The sequence below is a fragment of the Chitinophaga caeni genome (assembly GCF_002557795.1).
GTDB lineage: Bacteria > Bacteroidota > Bacteroidia > Chitinophagales > Chitinophagaceae > Chitinophaga > Chitinophaga caeni.
Genome location: NZ_CP023777.1, coordinates 2,693,474 through 2,716,625, shown reverse-complemented (window position 1 = coordinate 2,716,625; position 23,152 = coordinate 2,693,474). Strand labels below are relative to the sequence as shown.

The following is a 23,152-nucleotide window of genomic DNA, read 5'->3' as shown; positions in this document are numbered from 1 at the left end:
ATCCGTTTTTGCATAAACCCGGATTTGTACTACATTTCCAAATTTTTACAGGAAATGTTGATATTGAACATTTTATTTCTACAATTGTTGAAAGTAAAATCCGGGTTATGCATAAAGTGCTGCTGATTAGCCACGATGAAAAACTGTTGCTTACACTTCAAAGCATCTTGAAGTTGGCCGGGTACGAAGTGATGCCTGTACAAGAAGGTCATGCCGGGATTCAGCAAGCGCTAGCTTTCCAACCCCAGGTAGTTATTTGCCACTTAAGAATGCCGGTTATAGATGGATTCGGTGTTCTGCATGCATTCAGAAAAGATAATTTCCTATCTACGATTCCCTTTATTATTTACCATGAACAATGGGATTCGGCCGCTTTCCGTAAAGCGATGAACCTCGGTGCGGATGACTTTTTAGTTTCCCCATTTGATAATGAAGAACTGTTGGGTCTTGTTTCCAATAGAATACAAAAGCAAGAACAGCTTCGCAAAGCATATTCCCATCAACATAAAGAAAATATGTCGGCTGAAATAGCGATCAAAATGTTGATTAAAAACCGTAATTCCATCCGTTTGGCCGCCTATGAAACGGTTTATAAACAGGGCGGAACTCCCAGGGATTTATATTACATCAAATCAGGGAAAGTAAAAACGGTAAAGTCGCACCCGGATGGGAAAGAGTTGGTTATAGGTTTATACCGCGGTAAGGATTTCTTCGGGTATATGGCGCTGCTGGAAGAAACGCCTTACCTCGCCACCGCCATCACCATGGAAGAAACCGAACTGATCGTAATTCCTAAAGAAGATGCGGAACAATTACTCGATAATTCACCCGAAATCGCGCGGCGATTATTAGTCATGATGGCTCATAACCTGACGGAGAAAGAAGAGCGGCTGGTAAGTTTAGCATACAATTCATTAAGAAATAAAGTGGCTACTGCCCTTATTCACCTGCGCAATAAATACCAGGGCGACAAATCCGTTCCTTTTAAAATATCTATCCCTAGGGATGAGCTTGCCTCCATAGCGGGTACTGCTACCGAGTCGTTGATACGAACTTTACACGACTTCAAGGAAGAGGAGCTCATTGATATTACCAAGGGAAAAATTCAACTGGTCAATGAGAAAACCCTAGAGCAAATCGCGCATCAAGCCATCCGTTGAGGGAACATTCTAAAAGCCATAGTTATTGATTTATAAAATGAATTTTTCTACTATTCTTAATTTTTTGGGAGCTGCACATGCTGATAATAATATGGTATAAACCATTGAAATTTCATGTCGCTACAATTTAATTGTTACAAAATCATTATTGTCCGACTAAATTTTAACCGGGGAGCAATTTGATCCCTCAATAGTTCGATTCAATGTTCATCTGCTCGTTTCTTGTACTTTTTTGCTTGCCCAAAAACGAGTACCAAAAAAGGGCACAAATTGGCCATCACGGCCGCCAATTTGATCGCTCGATCCAGCTTTTGTACTACTGTATGACCCAGCTACCGTTCGCTATCAACAGTGCGAAGTTCCACAGTTTTGTTGGCTGGGCTGAATAGATCATCATTCGCTTATATCCTTGAACAGGTAAGGAATCCAAGTATATTTAATGCAATTTTAGTCGGACAGCAATGTTACAATATGATCATTGATCTTTCCAAATTCCTTTATCCCGGACACGCTACAACGAAAATTGACAATGCAAAATTGCCGCTGCCCGATATGCCGGACTATGATAAGCATCAATCCACCGATGATTATTATCATATCAAAAAAACCACAGGAGGATACCTGTGGTTTGCATTGGGGGACAATGATGAATACTAAAGCAATGTATATATGTTCAATTCTTATTAACTAGTTGTACACGCCGTGCAGCAAAAAAACAACCTGCCGGGATCGACCCAGCAGGTTATTCTCTAAATATGGGTAATGTGTATGACGCAAAATAATTCCAACTTCCCGGTAAGCAACCCGGCGTGTATATATCCGCCAGGTTGCTGCTTGTTTTGGTGTATGAAGTAACTTATAAGAACTTATGTTGATACCGGTATTATGCCACCGGTTATGTATACAAAAGTAGTTTGCAATTAATTCTTGGCAAATGATGGTGGTCAAACTAAAACTGACAACGATCAGTTATAAAAAAAAACCACCCTTTGCAGGGTGATCCTTTGAAAATATAGCATGAATGGTGTTATACTTAGCTACCGCTTCACCGGGTTTAAATGCGTACTGACCCCTATCCTGTTCCAAATGTTTATCACGCCTACGCACATAATGATTTCAGCCACTTTCGTTTGCCCCATTAACGCAATTGCCTTCTCATAGGTATCACCAGGTAAACCATCCGGCCCCATGATTGTAACCTCCTCGGTAATTTGTACAATTAACTTTTCTTCAGTTGTCAAGACATCGCCCGCTTCCCGCCAAGCAGCTAAAACAACAAGTTTTTGTAAGTCGGCCCCCTTTTGTAAAGCATCATGAAAATGCTCGTCCAAGCAATATCCACAGCCATTTATTTGGGAGGCACGGATACGGATGTATTCCTGTTCTACCGCGCTCAATGAAAATTCGGCCAAAGTATTTTCCAAAGCTACCAAGGCCTTATAAGGCTTAGGTAAAACATGTCCCATACGGAATCTAGTACTCATCTCAACAATATTTTATAAATATCAAAGAATTAATTACCCTGCAAATCTCTACCTTTATTGGTATATTACAGTAGTCCAGTTTTAATATAGTAGATAGACCAGTTATGATATCATTAGGTGAATTATTGTCAATTGATAAACAATCGGATACACCGGTGTACCTCCAAATCAGCAACGCGATCATCATGCTGGTAAGGCGCGGTATCTTTAAAATGGGGAGCAAATTGCCTAGTTCAAGGGATTTAGCCAAGCAACTGTCTATCAACAGGAATACTGTAAATGCAGCATACGAGGAACTCGCGGCGCAAGATTGGATCGAGATCAGGGCGAGGGTAGGTTATTTTATCTCGGGAAAATTGCCCGGGATACAGCCCAGGGAATTAGGGAATACTAATACCGGCAATGCCGCGGCAACAACAGGTAATTTTCCGCTCAATGAACTCCCCTTCCAGTTTATTAACCCTGTACAGGGTGGATATTTCCCATACCGGATTTACGATGGGTTTCCGGATCCCAGGCTTGCGCCTTTAGAAGCTCTCCTGCGCGAAGCCAAACGGCAAGTAAGCCTGGCTTCATTTCAACCATATTTAAGGTACGGTTCCCACTTTGGCCCGGCACCATTACTGGATGCACTAAAAAATTACTTGCATAACTCCCGTGGTTTAAAAATCGGGGAAGATAACCTGATGGTAACAAACGGTGCGCAGATGGGCATATACTTGGCTTGTAAAGTCCTCATCAAACCCGGGGACACCGTGATCGTAGGGGAACCGGGATATTTCATAGCCAACGATACTTTTAAAACCGCCGGCGCGAAGTTAATCCAAGTGCCCGTGGATAATGACGGTTTACAGGTAGAAAACCTGGAGCGCATCTGCAAGAAAACATCACCCAAATTGTTATATGTCATACCCCACCATCATCATCCCACCACGGTAACGCTATCCCCAGAGCGGAGGTTACAATTGCTGGCCTTAGCCGCCAAATACCGGTTCGCGATACTGGAAGATGACTATGATTACGATTATCATTATAACAGTAACCCTATATTGCCTATGGCTAGCTTAGACGATCATGGAAATGTTATTTATATAGGAACGTTGAATAAATTACTCGTTCCCGCCGTCAGGGCAGGATTCATGGTGGGACCGAAGAATTTCATTCAACAAGCGGCACAATACCGTCGCATCATTGACTGGCAAGGCAATTCCTTTATAGAAAATGCATTAGCAACAATTATCGATAACGGGACATTGAACAGGCACGTACAGAAAGTGCAGAAAATTTACCATGAGCGCCGTGATCATTTTTGCCGGTTACTAGGTGATGAACTTGGAGATGCTATTCAATTTCAAATACCGAATGGCGGCATGTCGGTTTGGACAAAATTCCTGTATCATCCCTTAAAAAAAATCAGTGCGGCAGCCGCGAAAAAAGGTCTAAAAATGAGTGATGGCAGTGAATACAATACCGCCGGGATAGATTATAATTCCTTGCGAATCGGGTTTACATCTTTCAATTTCGCAGAACAGGAGAGCGTGATAAAAATTTTGAGATCCACCCTGTAGATCCAAGGCATACCATGGGTAAATCCCTTCGATTCACACCCTCGATATACGGCACGAATGCGACCCTATCCCGATTTATTCCCCCAAAAATACCGTAACATTGCCCATTGAACTGAAAAAACGGCCATAACAACAATGAACGGGATCGCATATTTCAAGGAATTAACCAACTGTTTCGAATCCAAGCTCGATATAAAAAGCAAGTATAGGCGATTGCGCAATCTCCTGGAAGCCATTTGCAAGCAATTAACAGCGAAGGATAGCATCCAATTTTCTAATTTCTTTTCCCGCTTAAATTATGTTTGCCGCGAATTAAACTTACCGGCTTCAAAAACATACTTATTGCAAACATTCCGGTATCATTCGCAGCAAGTATTGCACCATCAATTCGAACCCGGTGAAGCGCAGGTTTTACAAGACATAAAATCGATCGGTTACGCCATTGAGCATTTTTACCAGGTACCTTTTCCCCCTTCGCTTCTGGAGGGGTTGCCGGAAGTCGACATATTCGAACCTAGCCGGAAGATAAAAGGGAAAAAGCTACCATTAGTGCGGGTCGAAGTTATAGAAATCCTAGACGAAATTATTTATGCATTAGATAAAGATGGGTTATCGGACGAAGCACTATGTATATCGTTGCAACGGGATGAATACGCCAAAAATTTTCAACAGCTAATATGGAAAGGAGCCCAACTGAATCTCGTCGATGTAACCGTGGATGAAGATTCCGTATATTACCCGGAGATGCTCATCCTGGAGCCTAACTACCTGGTAGATATCAGCTCCCTTGCCGAATGTTGCAAGGAATATGGCTCACATCCTCTATATTATATCCAGGGAAGGCTTTCGGCAGTACCCAATAATAAACACATCTTGCTCGGACATGCCGCTAATTTATTCCTGGATGAATTTGTTACGGCAGAACCTGGCGGCAACGTCGATTATGCAGACGCTATGAAAAAGGTGTTTAAATCATTGCCGTTCGAGTTTTCTACTTGCGATGATCTATTGTTACCGGAAAAATCTCATGATTTTTTCAAGGAAACCAAGCAACAATTTTTGAACATACAACGAATTGTAAACAAAAGCTTTTCAGAACACCGTATTAACCGTGAAGAAGGACTGCTGGAACCTAGCTTTATCTGCGAACAGCTAGGCATACAGGGACGGCTGGATTACTTGCAAGTCGGCGGGAAGAAACAGGATAGTTTCGTTATTGAATTAAAATCCGGCAGGGCGCCATTTCCGGCAGACGATTATAGTTTAATCGGCATGAATCACCGTTCACAAGCATTTTTATACCAGGTAGCGATCCAGAAGATACTGGGTGTGCCCTATAAAAATTTATATACTTACATCCTTTACAGCAAATACGGGCAGGAAGCAGCCAACATGAGATTGATAAGGCCCTTCATGGCTAATATTAAGGAGATATTACACTTACGTAACGAAATCGTTTCATACGAACATTCAATCGTCCAAGCAGCAGACAGTTCGCATGCCGTATCGCGGTTGCTGGATCAAGTTACAGCGTCCAATATGATCTTACCACAATTTTTACCAGGTAAGTTCGTGCAGCAATACATCGTTCCGCAACTGAAAGAGTTTCAAGCGCCATTGCAGTTAGCAAGCCCCTTAGCCAAAGCCTATTTCAATGCTTTCTATGCTTTCGTTTGCCGGGAACAATACCTCGGCAAAGCGGGAGACCCTCAATATGATACGCACAGGGGCGTATCTTCCTTATGGGAAGCTGCATTTGACGATAAGATGGAATTAGGGGAAATCCTAATCGATCTTCAAATCATGGAGCACCAAGCCGCATCAGGGCAACCTTACCTCGTTTTATCTATTCCAGCAATCGACGGCGAATCTTTGCAAAATTTCAGAACCGGGGATATCGTCATACTCTACCAACGTAACCAGCCTTCCGACAGTGTTGCCAATAAGCAGATTTTTAAGGCAGCGATAGAATGGGTACAACCGGGAAAAATTAAGCTACGCCTGAGAAGCAGGCAACATAATTTATCGGTATTGCCATTGGAAAGTTTTTACGCGGTAGAACATGATTACATCGATGTTTCTTATCAACATATGTTCCGCGGTTTGTACCAGTTCTTAAAGGCCAACCGTGACCGCGCAAGTTTAATACTGGGCCAGAGGCAGGCGATGATGGATCATGAAAGGCCGTTAAAAATACCTTTCCATCATTCCGAAGCCATCACCGAAGTTGTAAGGAAGGCCGTGCAGGCAAATGATTATTTTTTAATTGTTGGACCACCCGGAACCGGGAAAACTTCGATCGCGTTAAGACATTTGATTTCGGAATTATTGGCAGATGAAGAAGAGCAAATACTACTGGTGGCATATACCAACCGCGCTGTTGATGAAATCTGTGCGAGCTTGGATTGTATAGATTCGCAACCTGGTTATATCCGCGTTGGCTCTAGCCTATCCTGCGATCCACAGTTTCAACCGCGGCTATTGCACCAAGTTATAGCCGGTTGTCAGAACCGGGAAGAGGTAAGGAATTGTATCAAGCAGCACCGTTTATTTGTTGGCACCGTTGCTTCGATAGCCGGCAAGATGGATCTATTTAAATTAAAGCATTTCCATCACCTTGTTGTTGACGAAGCCTCGCAAGTTTTAGAACCTCAACTTCTGGGCATCCTCACGGCAAAAGACGCCGAGCATCATAATGCCATTGATAAGATCATCATGATCGGGGATCACAAACAACTCCCGGCTGTTGTACTCCAAAATGATGGTCAAGCAAAAATAAAAGATGAAAAATTACATGCCTGCGGTTTGACCAGCTTGAACAAATCGCTTTTCGAACGCTGGCTACTAATGGAATCGTCTAAAATGGAGAACCGGTGTTTTGCTCAATTAACCGTGCAAGGCAGGATGCATCCGGAAATAGCGGCATTTCCCAACCGGGCATTTTACGGTGGTGCCTTGCAGCTGGTACCTACCCAGCATCAAATAGCCCAGCTCCCTTACCTCCAGGTACCCGGAAACAATCCACTCGCTAGCATTTTAGCCAAAGAAAGACTAATGATGTTCGCCTCACACGAACAGAAAAACGCTAAAAGCAACAAGATACATGAAGAAGAAGCCCGCATCGTGGCTAGCTTGGTACGGGAATTTTACTTGTTATATCAACATAATAATTTATCTTTTAATCCTGCCAAAACTATCGGGATTATTACTCCGTATAGGGCGCAAATTGCATTGATAAAAAGGCATATCCATAGCTTGGATATAGCGGTACTCAATGATATCGTTGTGGATACCGTGGAACGTTTTCAAGGATCGCAAAGGGATATTATTCTTTATGCAACCTGTGTCAACCAAGGCTATCAAATGGATTATCTCGCGAATATGCTGGAAGGGAGCGATCCGGACCAGGTGGTGGATCGAAAATTGAACGTGGCCATAACGAGGGCTAAGCAACAATTAGTTATTATCGGGAATCCCGGTGTTCTCTGCCAACACATGGTTTACAAAGCGTTTATAAACCATATTAAGGACAAAGGATATTTTAGTGATTTTAATTCCGTGGAAGGCAGCGCCTTGAAGACCCCGGCGTAGAACCTTGGTTCGGAAAAGGGAATAATGCTATCGATGGTAACTCAAATTGTTTGCGAAAACTATTACTTCGTAATATTGACACGTACATCGACATATAACCGGGCCTTAGTTATTCACCGTCTTTTTCTTTAAGGTGATCACGGTTATCTCCGGCAAGATACCAACGCGACCGGGGAAACCGAGGAAGCCAAAGCCTCGGTTGACATACAAAAACTTACCACCTTTTTCATAGATACCCGCCCATTGAGGATAAATATATTTAGCGGGACTCCAACGCATGCCCAATGCTTCCAGCCCAAACTGCATACCGTGCGTATGCCCTGCCAACATTAATTGAACATCCTGAGAATGATCTAATACCTCAGCTTCCCAATGCGATGGGTCGTGCGACAATAATACTTTAAACATATCACCCGGGATACCATCCGTAGCCAAGCGCAGGTCGCCGTATTGTGCAAATCCCTTCTTCCCCCAATTTTCTACACCTGCCAAGGCAATCCTTTCACCATCTTTCTCCAGTAAAATATATTCATTCTTTAAAAGCCGGAACCCGGTTTGTTCATGGATTTGCTCTAAATGTTGTAAGTTTGCAGCCTTCTCTTCCGTATCTTTCCAAGGAACATAATCGCCGTAATCATGGTTTCCAAGGATGGAATATTTCCCCATCGGCGCTTGTAAACCGGAAAACGTTTCGATCCAGGGAAGCATTTCCGTGGCCACGTTATTTACCATATCTCCCGTAAACACGATGATATCGCTGCCTTGCTTGTTAGCAACACGGATACCTTCTGCAACAGCCGCGGGATTATCAAAACTTCCGGCGTGAATGTCGGATAATTGCGTTATCTGGAAGCCGTCAAATTTTTCGGGCAGGTTATCAAACTCTAGGCTTAACTTGTGGACTTTATATTGATATTTGCCTTTCCAAATGCCGTGCAATACCCCAACAAACGGGATCGCGGCAACTAGGAACGCTACCTGGCTAATCATTGCCGTTTGAAATATCGGTGTATTCAAGGCGCCAGGATCTCCCCAATGCCCAACACGGGCCACGGCATGTTCACCTAACCTGAGAATATCGCCTACAAGCAACACCAGGTCACCGGCCAACTTGGGTAAAAATGATAACATCACTAAACCCATTCCCCAATTTTTTATTTGCTTGTCACCGATATTCTTACCCGGACGCTGTTGCATAGCTACCCACAAAACTATTGCTAAAATAATATCGAGTGCCCAGTAACCAACTTGAATCGTCGTTCTCCAAGGTTGTTGTAACGATGCCGTTAAACTAATAACCGCCTGGAAGAAATATAAATTCACGAGGAACCAAATAGCTAATATACTGATGTACCGTTTTTGCATGATTTTTTAATTGGTATAAAATGGCAGGGATAATTTTCGCATCCCCGTTATAATAGTTGACGAACAAGTGGGAGGAATATTTTAAATACGGGTAACATTTTAGCAAATCTAGCGGAAAAAATAAAGTGCAGCTGTTAAGGAAAAACTAATAAAAAATCCATTCAATATATGAAAAAATCACATACTAAATGGATTATATTCAGCAACTTATCAATTAATATTTTTTGTTACTTCAGTTTGATTTAGAGCGTAATAATTCTTTCAAAACGGTCATTACCCCATCTTCCTCGTTAGAAGGGGCGATATAGGTGGCAGCAGCCTTGATTTCGGGATGGGCATTGGCCATAGCATAACTAAATTTTGCCGCCCCCATCATCTCCAGATCGTTTAAGTAATCACCGAAAACCATCGTTTCTTCCGGCCTGATCCCCAGTCTTTTTTGTAAAGCAGATAAAGCCACGCCCTTATTAGCCAGGCGATCTGAAAGATCCAACCAGGTTTTACCGGAAATCTTTACCTGTAACTCCTGTTCATATTGCTTGAAATGTTGGTAGCTATTGCTTTCGGCGCCTTTCGTATCGCAAATGGCGATTTTTAACAAATCATCATCCACGACTGATTTCAAATCCTTTACAATTTGCTGCCTGTCGTAATATTGATTAACATGAACGAGGAAGGCTTCATCCGTACTTTCCAAATAAGCTTGTTTCCTACCGCACAAAATAATATACGCGCCGGGAATTGACCTAGCAATATCGATCAAACCGTGCGCAACCGTAGTTTCTAATCCTCTTACTAGCAAGGTTTCATCCTTGTATGCAACATAGCTACCATTTTCCGCCATGAAATACATATCGTTTTTCACAGGTTCGAATTGATGCAATAAATTGTAGTATTGTCTTCCGCTTGCCGCGGCAAATTGTATGTCGTGTTTTCTTAAATCTCGGAATACCGTGTAAAATTCAGGGCTCTTCTGTCCATTGGCATTTAACAACGTGCCATCCATGTCAGTTACGACTAATTTAACCGAATCCATATTCATGCCGCAAAGATAATTCTTACTTCGCTGTAATTCTATAGGCGCAACGGTGATCACCTTTAATAATATGGGCAACCCTTTCTATCTCGACCCCGGTACCTAATACTTCGCGGAAAGCTTTCAGTTCGGAATTGCAAAATCCTTGGCATGCCTTGGCGGCAGCGCAGATAGGGCAATGGTGTTCTATTAATAAAAAAGCGTCCCCCTCTTGCTCCGCAATGGCCATATAACCTTCTTCAAAGCGCAAGCGGGCAAGTTGCTTCACCTTTTCTTCTAGGCTTCCCTCGCTAGCCAAGCTCGATTTATATTTTTGAATAGCGCTTTCCCTGTGGCCATCAATGATGGTTTGCAAGGCCGTTTCTCCCAGCTTTTCCCTGGTCATCTCTATTAGCCTTACCGTTAAATCAGCATGTGTATCGGGAAAACGGGATTGCCCAAGATCCGTAAGACTCCATACCTGCTGCGGCCTTCCACGACCTTTTACTACCGACGATGCAACCACTAATCCTTCGGCAGCCAATTTTAATAATTGAAACCGGGCACCCTCCACCGTTACCTGCAACTCCCCCGCTATCGGTTGTAAGGGCATCGGCCCTTTCAACTTTAATATCCATAAGGCCCTTTCATGCTCCGGTAAATTATTTATCATAATAAACAAAGTATTTATTTGGTTTATTAGCAAATATACTATCTTTGTGGCACAGTATAAAACAAATTTAGCTATGAAACACGTATTACCTACCTTGGATTATGCTTACGGTGACTTGGCTCCTTATATTGATGCCCGCACCATGGAGATACACTATACGAAACACCACCAGGCATATGTCGATAATCTTAATAAAGCTATAACCGGGATGCAGGAGCTACATGATGCTTCATTGGAAGATATCATGCACAAAGTTGGCACCTTACCGGCAGCGATCCGGAATAACGGCGGTGGCCATTATAACCATTCCCTGTTCTGGAAAATTTTATCTCCCGCCAAGCAGGAGATTCCGGCCAAACTATCCGAAGCGCTAGTATCTACTTTCGGTTCCATCGACGCTTTTAAATCTCAATTCGCCGCGGCAGCCATGGGCCGTTTCGGCTCCGGTTGGGCATGGTTGATCGTTGATCAACAGCAAAAGCTCACGATTACCAGTAGTCCTAACCAAGATAATCCCGTTATGGATATAGCCGAAGTGAAAGGTATACCGATCTTGGGATTAGATGTATGGGAACATGCTTATTACCTTAATTATCAAAATAAAAGGGCAGACTACGTGAATGCATTCTGGGATATTGTGAATTGGGATACCGTGTCAACATTTTACGAATCTGCAATCTCTTAATCGCGCGATATGGATGCAAAACTACCCGGAACCGAGTATGGGGCGGCCCGGGTCTGTTTTGCCCGGCGATTGCAAACCTGCACCCTTCACAGGTACAGGATATCCTTTAATATTTATACAAACTTGGAAACGATATGAAAATTTTAATCTTCAACGGTTCCATGGAGCCGCACGAAGGTTCCACAGCTCGCAAGATCAGTCAATATTTCGCGGATTATTTACAGGGTGCCGGTGTCGAGGTGATACAGTACAATATTGCAGCAGCGCAAATTCCTTTATTAGATTTGCGTAGTAAGACTGTACCGGCAGCAGTAAAAGATATGGCGGAAAAGTTCCGCGAAGCGGATGCCCATTTTTGGTTGAGCCCACTATACCATGGAAGCATCCCGGGCGGTATGAAAAACTGCCTCGATTGGTTAGAAATCACTTCCCGATGGACTTCACCTTATTTAACCGGTAAAGTTATCGGGTTCGTTTGCTGGGGCGAAGGCACCCAGGCAATGCAGGGTATAAACACGATGGATGCAGTTGCGAAGGCTCTACGGGCATGGACTTTGCCGTACTCCGTACCTATATACAAAAAGCATTTGCTAGATAGCCAACAACAAATCGGTGAAGAGTATAAGCATAAATTTGATCACATGTTACACATGCTGCTGAACTGTTTTCAACTGAAGCAATAATTTTTCGCTGTTTATAGCCATTTTACAGCGTCGGCGGGCAGTAGCAGTAAAATATATTGTTTATTGCCCGTTTTATAATTCCCAGTTACCCATCTCCCCGCTCCTGTAATCTTCGTAGGCTTGTTGTATTTCAGCTTCGGAGTTCATCACGAAGGGGCCATGAGCCACGATAGGTTCGTTAAATGGTTTGCCATGACCATACAGCAACAATGCTTCCCCCTTTGCCATCACTTTTATTTCATGCCCGGGATGTTCAAATTCCACCAGTTGGTGCGCCCCAATTTCAGATTGATTCACGATCAATGCTCCCCTGGTAACATAGAAAAACACCTGGTGATCTTTAGGCACATTTAAGACAATTTGTCCACCGGCTTTAAAATGAATTAAATTCAACTGTATGCTCGTATGGAATGCAGCACCGTCTTCCCCCGCGATCTTATCTATTTGCACTTTATCATCATCCAGGTAAATCTTCGGGATTTCGCTGGCCTGCAAGCCCTTGTACAACGGTTCCGTCATTTTAAGTTTTGACGGCAGGTTTAGCCACAATTGAAGTATTTCTAATGAACCACCTTCTTCCCGGAACTTGGGAGAGGAAGTTTCGGAATGGATCAATCCCTTCCCGGCTGTCATCCATTGCACACCACCTTTGTTGATTACACTTTCGTAGCCGCTGCTATCTTGGTGCATGATATCACCTTCCAAGATAAACGTTACCGTTTCGATGCCCCGGTGCGGATGCGGCCCGAAGGGTAGGCCACGGTTACCCGGAGCGAATTCCTGCGGACCGTGATGGTTTAGGAAGAGGAATGGATCTAAATACTGTACCGTGTGCGTGGGCAAGGCCCTGAAAGTAACTAGGTCTGCGATAGGTGCAGCTACGGCAGCATGAACCTGTTTAATTTTTTTCATATCAACAATATGATGGCATTCTTGTAAAACTTTCACCTGTCAGAATGAACATAAAATAGGGTTGCCATTATAACAACCCCATTTACATGTAATTCTCATCAAAAAAATATAATTATTGTCCGACTAAATTTTAACCGGGGAGCAATTTGATCCCTCAATAGTTCGATTCAATGTTCATCTGCTCGTTTCTTGTACTTTTTTGCTTGCCCAAAAAAGAGTACCAAAAAAGGACACAAATTGGCCATTACGGCCGCCAATTTGATCGCTCGATCCAGCTTTTGTACTACTGTATGACCCAGCTACCCTTCGCTATTAACAGTGCGAAGTTCCACGGTTCTCTTGGCGGGGGAGACCCCGGATTTCGAATGTATCATCCTTCGCTTATATCCTTGAACAGGTAAGGAATTCAAATACCTTTAAAGCATTTTTACTCGAACAGCAATGATAAAATATAATTATTTATGCGCTACAAATAGCGGTAAGTTCAACTTATCCATCACAACATCTGCCATGCTGGCCCTGAACCAACGTGATACGTTTGACCTCCGGTATGCGCCCATGATAACCAGCGTATTCGGTTTCTGTTCCGCGAGGTGCTCCAGGATAGTTTGCTCCGGCTCCCCGGGCAAAACTTTAAACTGCGCGGCAGGAAAGTGTCTTTCCATGAATTCGCTCATCAACCGTGTATTCTCATAATGTAAAAATTCCGGGGCATTTTTTACGGAAACTACTTCCGTCTCCATGGTTGTATCAATGGGCCCCAGGTAACTAAACATCTTGATTGCATATACTGCTGACGGTTCCCCATCATAAAGCAACACGATCTTTTCGATCAAGGGAGTATTAGATGTAACCAGGAAAACCGGGCATTCCACATCTGTCAAAAGGTTACGGATAAATGTAGTTGGTTTCTCCTCCCTTCGGTATTTAAAGCATTCTTTCTGGTCTATAATTAGTAAATCTGCATATATACTTTCGTGGATCAATTCCTGCAAGGCGGGATTAGAATTTCTATGAATGCTGAAATTGATTGCCTCTTTCTTGCAGGCTTGTTCGAAAGTACGAACGGATTCCTCGCGTGTTTGATCATCCTCTACCTGCAATGAAAGTATATCATTGGTCCAAGTACCTTTCTGCTGTACAACTTCATAAATATCGTAACTATTGTAAAGCTTATCGTCCAAGAATAATCCTTCCAAGTGCGCGTTCATTTGCTTCGCTAGGTAGATCGCATGCACTAGTGTAGCTTCCGAGAAATATAATCCGTCAAAAACAGCTATGATCTTTTTCATAAAATATTCTATTAATATCCCACAAATTTAATGGCCGATCCTAAAGGGAATCATGATTTACCTAGCGACTATAACTGATCTTAATCATAATATGCTCAAACAATACATTCCCCTCCGGCAATTATACCCATCAATATAACGCGGTAATGAATGGAGCAAATCATCCGCGAACCGGGATATTGAATTTACGAATACTTCCTGAATTTTCCCCGAATTATTCCATGAATAAACTATCAATTTTCGGATGTAATTCCAAGGGGCTTACCCGGTGAAAAGCATCGATCAAATCCAGTACCGTGGCAGGCTGGCCAGGGTAAGCGTGCATCCTTAGTAAATTCTTTAAAGCCTTGTTAACACTTGCTTCCCCGATAATTTCAGATAACCGGTACATCCGTACCGCCCCGAGGTTGTAATAAATGAAAGGACTACCGGGATCTGCGCGGTACAATGGCCTCGGCTCGGACAGGCCCTTTTCGGTGTCATATATTTGCTGGTGCATGCTAACTAATTTTTCCGTCTTTAATTTCCCGTAGTCATGTTGATATAACATTAACTCTGTATACATGGCGAGCGACTCCGTTAAAACCTGTCCCCCTTCCATCTCCGGCGGGCTCAATTGTGCCAATCCCCACCATTGATGCGAAAGTTCATGGGAAGATAAGTTTGCCACCAGGTCTTGTTCATCATCTGCATGCGTATCAACCGTGAACGATGAATTTTCATTCATAAAAATTGTTGCGGGATAAGCAGTAGCATCAAATCCCCTGGTGAATGAGGAAATTTCTGCAAAACGTATCGTATCGTATGGATAAGGCCCGAAATTGTGCTGGCAATATTCCAGGGTTTTCCTTGATTTGCTTATCAAGGAATCGACATTCCAGGCATGATCAGCATGGTAGTAAACCGCGATACCAATATCTTCAAATTGTCCGTATGCTACTTTATATTCTGCACTCGACAAAGCAAATCGAAATGGAATATCGCCGGATGTATATTGAAAATAATGCCTATTGTTTGATACCCATTCCGCTTTCAAGTTACCAATTCCCACCACCCACTGCGGTTGCTCCGTTGAGATGGTGGCATCCCATTCAATGAATTTATACGGGAACGGGTTTGCTAGCGTATCTTCTAAAGTTTTCAAGGGACTTGCCGGGCCAAGTTTCCATTTTTTTCGATCCGTAGCGGCGCTAATTTCCCAACCGGGCTGATAGCCGAGCGATGGATAATAATTGCTGATCCGCATAAATGCGCCGTTTGCGACAATCGCATTAAAAGGATCGATATTGCCGTTACCATACCAATGGTATTCAAATTCAAAAAGCAATTTCGTGGAATCACCGGGTTGCAGTGGCTGATCGAGTGTAAATTTATATTGGCCAAAAGCGTCATCCTGCATACTTAGCTTGGAACCCTTCAATACGAGGCCCTTCCATTGCAGATCTTTATCTACAGCAATCCATGCTTCGTGTATTGGAATGTTATTCTTATTCACCAAATTATACGCCCCGCTCACGAGGTAATAATTCCGCGAAGGATATAAATCTATGTTCGTCCGCACTTTTGTTACCGTCAATAGCGGTAAACGGTCTTTATCCCTGTATTTTTTCTCATAAGCGGCTTTCCATGCATTCCTGGCATCGCGGGAAGCCCGGATATCTCCAGCTAGTAACTTATAGGCAAATATGGCACATCCCAAGCAAGCCAATATAGTGACATACCTAAAATAAGGCTTGATCTTCCACCGCCCCAACCAGGTTCTCCCCTTCTTGACGTACATAAGTAGGCAAAAGACAAGCAAGGCCAAGAAAAACGAATAAAACATTGCAATGGAGAAGGCCGGTAAGTAAGCTCCCCAAGCATTCATATCGCTGTAAATCTTACCGTAATATTCCGCCCATCGCAATAGGGGATGATCTAAATAAATTAACTTGCCCAGCTTGGATTGAAAAGCAAATAACAACAGCATACTGATCCCCAGGGATAGGTATTTCTTGGAAATGAACAGCGTGGACGAGCTTATGAGAAGTATCGATATTATGGCAGGTAAACCTACAATGTAATATAGTTCAGCATACACCTCCCATTCAATAACAGGATGATGATAAGCACATTGCATGACGATGGCAATCAAGATACTCCAGGTAATTAATAATAACGGAATGCAACTAATCGTTACCCAATTTGCAACCACCCTGGTTAAAAGCGATAATGGGCTAGCTTGTTCCAAGGCATCTATCTTTACATCTTTCGGTTTCCAGGTAATTTCATTGCTATAAAAAAGTATGACAAGCATCATAGGGATGCCAGACATCGACAAGATCGTGTTTACCATTAAACCGGTCGTCGCGAATTTTTCCGGTATTCTTATCCCCGAATCGATAGCACTGTATATCTCTATCATTAAGAAAAAAGCCCAACCTACCAGGATTAATATCCATGAAATACTTTTACACAAAACATCTAACTCTATAGCAACAAAACTTTTTATAACCCGGAAATGATACAAGAAACCTTTAGCGTTTACGGGGACTGCAACATAACTTTGAAGCATCGCTGCAATTGATGAAACCTGTTTTGCTTTCCTTTTTCTCCTTACAACATTACCGGTAACCATTTTAAATTTCCATAAAACGGAGCATAACAATATTGAGATAATGCCGGTATAAAACAAACGGTTCACAAGCAAATGCCCCTGTAGTTGAAATAACTTCGTATTGCGATCCGCGATGCTCCAATACCGGCTCTGCTCAAAAAGAGCTGCCAAGCCAAAGGGATCCAACCTCGCGGCCCAGGCCATCGCTTCGGGGGACGGCGGTGATGCATTGGCCATTACCGGGGAATTGGAGAAAAGGGAAATAACGATATACAACACGTACAATAATAACCCGGATAGGTAAGTCGACATTTTATGCCTTGATACAACAGCGATACTGAAAATAGTAGCGGCGCAAAGGAAAACGTTTGGCCATACGAATAAAAGGAAAGGGTACAGGTAAAACATCAAGTTAAATGCCAAATACTCGTTACCGCTTCCCAAGTGCAGGCCATGGGCCAGGGCAACACCCAGTAGGCAAAAGAGCATGTAAGCAGTACTGACCATTACCACGATTACAAATTTGCTGCCTATATAACTCCATTTTGTTAATGGACTAGCATATAATATCGACGCAAATCCTGCATCTTCTTCCCTGAAAAATGTTTGTGCCACCAAAATTGTAATAGGAAAAATAGCCGTTAACGATATTAGTCCTTCGAGGAAAGCGATCGCATACGGAGCATTGTGGTACATCCCCGGGAATGAAAATTTTGAAATGATGCCGCCCCCTATTCCCAACAAAAAATACAAGGCAGATAATATGTAAAATGACCAACTATGCTTGTAAAAAAGTGATTCAAAATTTAGGCGGGCTGCAAACATACTTCCAAATTTTTAAGATATGTAAAATAAACATCTTCCAAGCCAGCCTTGGCAGCAACAAAACCTTCTCCCGGCATATTCTCCGAATACACCCTGATACTGGGCTTTCCACCGATTAACTGTGAAGAGATTACCCGGTAAGACTGGATAAAATGTTGCAAATCGTCCCGGTTTACACCGCGTTGCCATACTTTCCCTTCGATACGGTTTATAAATGTAGCGGGTTCACCGGTCGCTAATATCCTGCCCTTATCCATGATAGCCATTTTCGGGCAGAGGTTCCTGACATCTTCCACGATATGGGTGGATAAAATTATAATGACTTCTTCCCCGATTTCGCTCAGAAGATTGTTAAACCTGTTTCTTTCTTCCGGGTCTAAACCTGCCGTTGGTTCATCTACGATAATGACGCCTGGATTTCCTAACAGCGCTTGCGCAATCCCGAACCTTTGCCGCATGCCCCCAGAATAAGTATGGACGGCTTTATTACGATGTTCGTACAAATTTGTCATCTGCAATAACGCCAGAACTTGTTCCCTGCGCTCGGCCTTGTTTGCAATACCTTTTAACACGGCCATATGCTCCAGTAATTGGCTCGCCGTGATCTTGGGATACACACCGAAGTCTTGCGGCAAATACCCCAGTTGTTTTTTAATATACCCGGGTTCGGCCAAAATATCAGTTCCATTTAAGAAAATATTGCCGCTGGTAGGTAACTGTAGGCTTGCGATTGTCCGCATTAAGGAACTTTTTCCCGCGCCATTAGGGCCTAGTAACCCGAAAAGTCCGGGACCAATATCAAGATGCAAATTATTTAGCGCACATACACCACCGGGATACGTTTTCGTAATGTTTTGGATTAATAAATGGTTCATAACAATTTATTTATGGCATGGGACTTCCTATACAAAAGTGGGCCCCTTGTTTAAATTTTGACAATAGAATACCATACAGGTCAATAGCCTACCTGTAATTATTTGTTGTTACTATGTAAGGATGGAATAATTGCCTATGTACCTTGAATAGAGCCGGGCTCATAAACCAGGATATCTCCCGGTTGACATTTCAGTGCTTCGCAGATAGCAGCCAGTGTATCGAACCGGATACCTTTTGCCTTGCCGGTTTTCAAGATCGACAAGTTGGCTTGGGTGATATCCAAAATCTCCGCCAATTCCTTTGACTGCATCTTCCGCTTGGCCAACATAACATCAATATTTACAATAATCGGCATCTGCTAAATATATAATTCTTGGTCTTTTTGTAATAAATATCCTTGCTTGAATATCGCTGTCATGAAGTATGCGAATATCCCCAATATGGCATGTAACACGACAATCATGAACATGATACTCAATTCACTTGATATAAAGCTTAGCAAGATAGCAACCGCGACAGGTACAGTTAAGTTTGCAAAATAAAACCGGGTGAGATGGCTGATTCCCTTCGCGGTAAATAAAGGTTTATCCCGGAATATTTTGAACACATTGCTTAATAAATAAAAAAATACGGCATACAAACCGATGCCCAGAAACATCTCGCAAAGGAAAGCCATATCTAACCATCCTAAAAGAAATGCCCTGCCTGTAAAAGGATAATTAATTATAAAACGGTTATTGTCTTCCAAGACCAGCGTTGCAGGCTCGAATATTAAATTATACGCAGCATACAATACCGTAATACCGTATAAATAAGCGCAAACCCTGACAACCCAAAATAATATCCCGGATAACCACCTAACTGTTTTCATGTAAGGCTAAATTTAATGTATATAGCAAAAATACAATTAATTATCGTAAAACAATAATTAATTATTAATTTTCTTGAATTGGCTTTATTAATAGTTGATTCGCTGAAGGTCAAAAGTGACCTTTTGGTAGCCATTGGGGGTTTGACCAGAAATGGTGGCTTGTAGCCAATCGGGATTATTCAACTGGTATATAATCTCCTGGGGAAAATCATGCCGGGGATTGTTGAATGCCATTTTCTTGGCTTGGTTTAAATAAGCTTTGAAAATCACCGCCTTTCCATTGTTTTGACTTGGAACCGTTGGGACAAAATACAGGATACCGTTCCGGGATAACAATTGCATCTTTTCCGTAACCACCGTATCCGCGGCTTGAAAATAGAACGAGATACCGTTAAAAGTGCTATCATCCTGGACCGACCAATGTTCAAACAATTGGTATTGCGAGGGGCTGACTTTCCAGGTACCGATAATCCAATAAGCGGATTCCCTCAAGCAAGTGGCTTGTTGCGCATGCATTTGGATAGAAAGGAATCCTATTAGCAGGATAAGTATAGTTCTTTTAAACATGGGGTTTTGTTGATATAAAGTTGAAAAATTCCAAACATCAACATGTATATAAAGATACCGTTAATTTGCTGATCCGCATTTAAGAATTTATGGTGCCGAGGGGTGAATGGCATCAAACTTGCGAATAGCCGGAAAGGGAAAGCAATTTGGAATTTAAACCCAGCTAATTTAATATTGTAATGAATCCTATTGATTATTATTCAAAGTTGATGGAAAACTTCACCCTGCCAGCAACTATTAAACAATACTTTTTAACCAAACTTTTACAAATGAACATTCAAAGGAAACTATTGCTACCGGTATTAGTATGTGCAATGACAGCGTGTAATAATTCCGGGAAAGAGTCCCAACAAAACAATGCGGATAGCTCTACCGGCAATACGGCCGCACAAGAAGCGCCAGGTGCGAATACGCAAACCCCAGCTAAGCAAGAATCGACTTTCGATATCAATAATTTGCCTGTATCAACAGCATCGTTCGAAAAGTTCCCGTATTTCAGCATGCCGGAAGATATTAAACCCCTCAATAGACCTATTGAAAGGAAATACGACCAGTTGTTCTTCCCGATAGACGGGAAAATGGTTCCGCTACAAGGTAAGGTTTATAAGACATACCTGACACCGGCTAGCAACAGGCTGGATGATTGGTCATTGATCTATGTTCTGAAAAGCTACGATGATGCCATCAAATCAGTAGGTGGCGTGAAAATATCCGATAGTAAAGTCAGCAAGGAAGAGCTGGATCGAATCAAGGATGAGGCTACGTATTTCGGTGAGGATGGCTCTATAGATTATTACAATGAGCCTGTAAAAGTTTATGCCATCCACAGGGAAAATGGCGATAACATATATATTCAAATTGCAGGAAATACCGCGGGCGGTAGCATACAAATATTGCAAGAAGCTCCTTTCAAACAAACTATCAGCCTATTGAAGGCAGATGAGCTGAAGAAAGAAATCGAGCAAAAAGGCAAGGCAATCGTTTATATAAATTTTGATACCGACAAGGCCAGTTTACAAGCCAGCGGCAAAGAAGCGGTAGATGAAATTGCCAAGCTCTTGCAGCAAGAAAGCGGGTGGAAGCTTTCCGTGAATGGTTACACCGATAATACAGGTTCTGCCGATCACAACTTGGAACTTTCCCAAGCCAGGGCTAAATCAGTCGTCGATGCACTTGTATCAAAAGGCATTACTGCCGATAGGTTAACAGCGAAAGGCTTCGGGCAAGAACAACCCATAGCCCCTAACGATAATGAAGCCGGTAAAGCGAAAAATAGGCGCGTTGAACTGGTGAAGATGTAAAGAAAATATATAAAAAAAGCCGTTCAAGTTGTGAACGGCTTTTTTGTTTCTTGTAGCGAGGAGCGGATTCGAACCACTGACCTTCGGGTTATGAGCCCGACGAGCTACCTCTGCTCTACCTCGCAATGTGATTGCAAATGTATAGCATTTCAACTTGAATAAAAAATCATAACACATTTATTTTCAATCATTCCTGCTATATTTTTTTTCAACATACGGTGTGAATAAATATTACAAGCGCCCAAACTTGCCACGGTCGCACTTTTAGAATAAAAGCACAAACACCGATTAAATAAATACAAGTCAATATTTTTTTTATTGGAAATTTTACCACCCTGGGTAAAGCAATTAGATGCGCTTAAAACAACTCTCCTTCTTCTTTACCACCGGGAAAAGGCTGCTGCCCTTTGGCGTTAACAAGCTTGTTCAAAATCCTCTTGTCATTTTCAAAAACCGTGGTAATACATTGAACACTATCGCAGACTTGGAAAAAGTGAATTAGCTTTTTTGCAGATTCTCCCTGTGCATTCCCCTGCCCTGTTAATCCATCTTTACGTTTATACTGGTAAAGAATGGTCCATTGACGTGATTCCTTGATGATTGAGCAAGTGTATAAAATTAAACCCGCAGCGGTAAGTTGACCCTCATCCAGGAACACTTTCTTCAAATAATCATTCCCGGGCAATTCGAATTGCTTCCATTCAGCAGTATAAATAAAATTGGAATCCTGGCTGCGAATTTTTTGTAAGATCGAATCTTCGGCGGTGGTAAGTTCGGTGGACTTCCCACTGCCGCTATGCCGTGAACAAGCATAACAGGAAATTATAAAGATGAAACTGATAGCAGAAAATATGGATATACTGGTTCTATTGAACATTCGGTGCATGATTTATACTTAAAGATATAGATAGTTACACCTCACTAAGATAGAAAAATAGCCAGGTAATTATCCTGTCCGGTAAAAATTTCTTATCACTATTGTCCGACTAAAAATGCTTTAAAGGTGCTTTAATTCCTTACCTGGTCAAGGATATAAGCGAATGATGATATATTCAATATCCCGGGTAGTCCCGCCAAGAATACCGTGTATCTACGCACCGTTGATAGCCAACTGTAGCTTGGCCAAATAGTAGTAGAAAGGCTAGATAGAGCGATCAAATTGGTGGCCGTAATGGCCAATTTGTGCCTTTTATGGGTAAGCAAAAAAGTACAAGAAACGAGCAGATGAATATTGAATCGAACAATTGAGGGGTCAAAAGTACTCCCCGGTTAAAATTTAGCCGGACAACAATGATTTCTTAAGATAATTTTTCCAATTGTGCTTTTAATGCTTGCGCCGGCAATACACCGCTTTGCCTCCATTTGACAACCCCGTTGCGGAAAGCAATCATTGTAGGTATACTTTGAATTTGGTATGTAGCCGCTACAGCCGGGTTTTTATCTACATCGATCTTCAAGATCGTAACGGCATCTCCCATCATCGACTTCACCTCTTTCAAAATAGGCGCCATCGTTTTACAGGGGCCACACCATTCTGCAAAAAAATCAACCAACACCAATTGATCGCCGCTGATAATCTCCTTAAAACTCTTTTTAGGTTGAGTATCCATATTCGAAATATTTCAAACTATTTTAAAAATTGTTAGTATCCCGCTTAAGATTGTTTAACAAATGAAGCCCGATCCGGT

The 23,152-nt window shown here is 42.3% G+C and carries 20 protein-coding genes and 1 tRNA gene; 7 read left to right on the top strand and 14 right to left on the bottom strand.

What is annotated here, in order from left to right; genetic code table 11:
* Positions 1–107 precede the first annotated feature (107 nt).
* Together COR50_RS11570 and COR50_RS22310 are read left to right on the top strand one after the other, a co-directional pair.
* Complete coding sequence (locus COR50_RS11570; protein WP_157760771.1) at positions 108–1,160, top strand: cyclic nucleotide-binding domain-containing protein; 1,053 nt, start codon at positions 108–110, stop codon at positions 1,158–1,160.
* 471 nt (positions 1,161–1,631) lie between these two features.
* Positions 1,632–1,817: a hypothetical protein gene (locus COR50_RS22310; protein WP_157760769.1), complete on the top strand. Its 186-nt coding sequence runs from the start codon at positions 1,632–1,634 to the stop codon at positions 1,815–1,817.
* 380 nt (positions 1,818–2,197) lie between these two features.
* Here COR50_RS22310 and COR50_RS11560 read toward each other — a convergent pair whose 3' ends face one another.
* On the bottom strand, positions 2,198–2,644 hold the full coding sequence (locus COR50_RS11560) for a carboxymuconolactone decarboxylase family protein (protein ID WP_098194125.1): 447 nt from the start codon (positions 2,642–2,644) through the stop codon (positions 2,198–2,200).
* 104 nt (positions 2,645–2,748) lie between these two features.
* Between COR50_RS11560 and pdxR the strand changes: the two genes are divergently transcribed.
* A complete protein-coding gene (gene pdxR, locus COR50_RS11555) occupies positions 2,749–4,212 on the top strand; it encodes a MocR-like pyridoxine biosynthesis transcription factor PdxR (protein ID WP_098194124.1) in 1,464 nt (487 codons plus the stop codon).
* A gap of 135 nt (positions 4,213–4,347) precedes the next feature.
* The gene (locus COR50_RS11550; RefSeq protein ID WP_098194123.1) at positions 4,348–7,803 is read left to right on the top strand and encodes a DEAD/DEAH box helicase; all 3,456 of its coding nucleotides are present in this window, start codon (positions 4,348–4,350) and stop codon (positions 7,801–7,803) included.
* Between the two features lie 105 nt (positions 7,804–7,908).
* Here COR50_RS11550 and COR50_RS11545 read toward each other — a convergent pair whose 3' ends face one another.
* The 3 genes from COR50_RS11545 to COR50_RS11535 form a co-directional block, all read right to left on the bottom strand.
* On the bottom strand, positions 7,909–9,168 hold the full coding sequence (locus tag COR50_RS11545) for a metallophosphoesterase (RefSeq protein WP_098194122.1): 1,260 nt from the start codon (positions 9,166–9,168) through the stop codon (positions 7,909–7,911).
* Between the two features lie 232 nt (positions 9,169–9,400).
* Positions 9,401–10,210, bottom strand: a complete 810-nt coding sequence (locus COR50_RS11540; RefSeq protein WP_198405634.1) for an HAD family hydrolase — start codon at positions 10,208–10,210, stop codon at positions 9,401–9,403.
* Between the two features lie 16 nt (positions 10,211–10,226).
* Positions 10,227–10,856: a helix-turn-helix transcriptional regulator gene (locus tag COR50_RS11535; protein ID WP_098194121.1), complete on the bottom strand. Its 630-nt coding sequence runs from the start codon at positions 10,854–10,856 to the stop codon at positions 10,227–10,229.
* A gap of 73 nt (positions 10,857–10,929) precedes the next feature.
* On the opposite strand from COR50_RS11535, the gene COR50_RS11530 reads away from it, so the two are divergent.
* Both COR50_RS11530 and COR50_RS11525 read left to right on the top strand, forming a co-directional pair.
* Positions 10,930–11,541: a superoxide dismutase gene (locus COR50_RS11530; RefSeq protein WP_098194120.1), complete on the top strand. Its 612-nt coding sequence runs from the start codon at positions 10,930–10,932 to the stop codon at positions 11,539–11,541.
* Between the two features lie 134 nt (positions 11,542–11,675).
* Positions 11,676–12,224, top strand: a complete 549-nt coding sequence (locus tag COR50_RS11525) for an NADPH-dependent FMN reductase (RefSeq protein WP_098194119.1) — start codon at positions 11,676–11,678, stop codon at positions 12,222–12,224.
* Between the two features lie 72 nt (positions 12,225–12,296).
* On the opposite strand, the gene COR50_RS11520 is transcribed toward COR50_RS11525, so the two are convergent.
* From COR50_RS11520 to COR50_RS11490, 7 genes are all read right to left on the bottom strand, one after another.
* Positions 12,297–13,136 carry a pirin family protein gene (locus tag COR50_RS11520; RefSeq protein ID WP_098194118.1) on the bottom strand — a complete coding sequence of 280 codons (840 nt, stop codon included), beginning with the start codon at positions 13,134–13,136 and terminating at the stop codon, positions 12,297–12,299.
* Between the two features lie 455 nt (positions 13,137–13,591).
* The gene (locus tag COR50_RS11515) at positions 13,592–14,428 is read right to left on the bottom strand and encodes a universal stress protein (protein WP_098194117.1); all 837 of its coding nucleotides are present in this window, start codon (positions 14,426–14,428) and stop codon (positions 13,592–13,594) included.
* Between the two features lie 214 nt (positions 14,429–14,642).
* A complete protein-coding gene (locus tag COR50_RS11510; RefSeq protein ID WP_098194116.1) occupies positions 14,643–17,849 on the bottom strand; it encodes an ABC transporter permease/M1 family aminopeptidase in 3,207 nt (1,068 codons plus the stop codon).
* Positions 17,831–18,724 (bottom strand): ABC transporter ATP-binding protein, encoded by an 894-nt coding sequence (locus COR50_RS11505; protein WP_098194115.1) that lies wholly within the window; start codon positions 18,722–18,724, stop codon positions 17,831–17,833. Before COR50_RS11505 ends, COR50_RS11510 begins: the two co-directional genes overlap by 19 nt.
* 134 nt (positions 18,725–18,858) lie before the next feature.
* Positions 18,859–19,080 (bottom strand): helix-turn-helix domain-containing protein, encoded by a 222-nt coding sequence (locus COR50_RS11500; protein WP_098194114.1) that lies wholly within the window; start codon positions 19,078–19,080, stop codon positions 18,859–18,861.
* A gap of 3 nt (positions 19,081–19,083) precedes the next feature.
* The gene (locus tag COR50_RS11495) at positions 19,084–19,596 is read right to left on the bottom strand and encodes a DUF2975 domain-containing protein (RefSeq protein ID WP_098194113.1); all 513 of its coding nucleotides are present in this window, start codon (positions 19,594–19,596) and stop codon (positions 19,084–19,086) included.
* Between the two features lie 87 nt (positions 19,597–19,683).
* On the bottom strand, positions 19,684–20,163 hold the full coding sequence (locus COR50_RS11490; protein WP_098194112.1) for a DUF6265 family protein: 480 nt from the start codon (positions 20,161–20,163) through the stop codon (positions 19,684–19,686).
* Between the two features lie 269 nt (positions 20,164–20,432).
* Between COR50_RS11490 and COR50_RS11485 the strand changes: the two genes are divergently transcribed.
* The gene (locus COR50_RS11485; protein ID WP_098196201.1) at positions 20,433–21,464 is read left to right on the top strand and encodes an OmpA family protein; all 1,032 of its coding nucleotides are present in this window, start codon (positions 20,433–20,435) and stop codon (positions 21,462–21,464) included.
* A 53-nt stretch (positions 21,465–21,517) separates the two neighbouring features.
* On the opposite strand, the gene COR50_RS11480 is transcribed toward COR50_RS11485, so the two are convergent.
* From COR50_RS11480 to trxA, 3 genes are all read right to left on the bottom strand, one after another.
* Positions 21,518–21,589: transfer RNA gene (locus COR50_RS11480), tRNA-Met, on the bottom strand.
* A gap of 233 nt (positions 21,590–21,822) precedes the next feature.
* Complete coding sequence (locus COR50_RS11475) at positions 21,823–22,350, bottom strand: hypothetical protein (protein ID WP_198405633.1); 528 nt, start codon at positions 22,348–22,350, stop codon at positions 21,823–21,825.
* A 412-nt stretch (positions 22,351–22,762) separates the two neighbouring features.
* Complete coding sequence (gene trxA / locus COR50_RS11470; RefSeq protein ID WP_098194110.1) at positions 22,763–23,074, bottom strand: thioredoxin; 312 nt, start codon at positions 23,072–23,074, stop codon at positions 22,763–22,765.
* Positions 23,075–23,152: the final 78 nt, after the last annotated feature.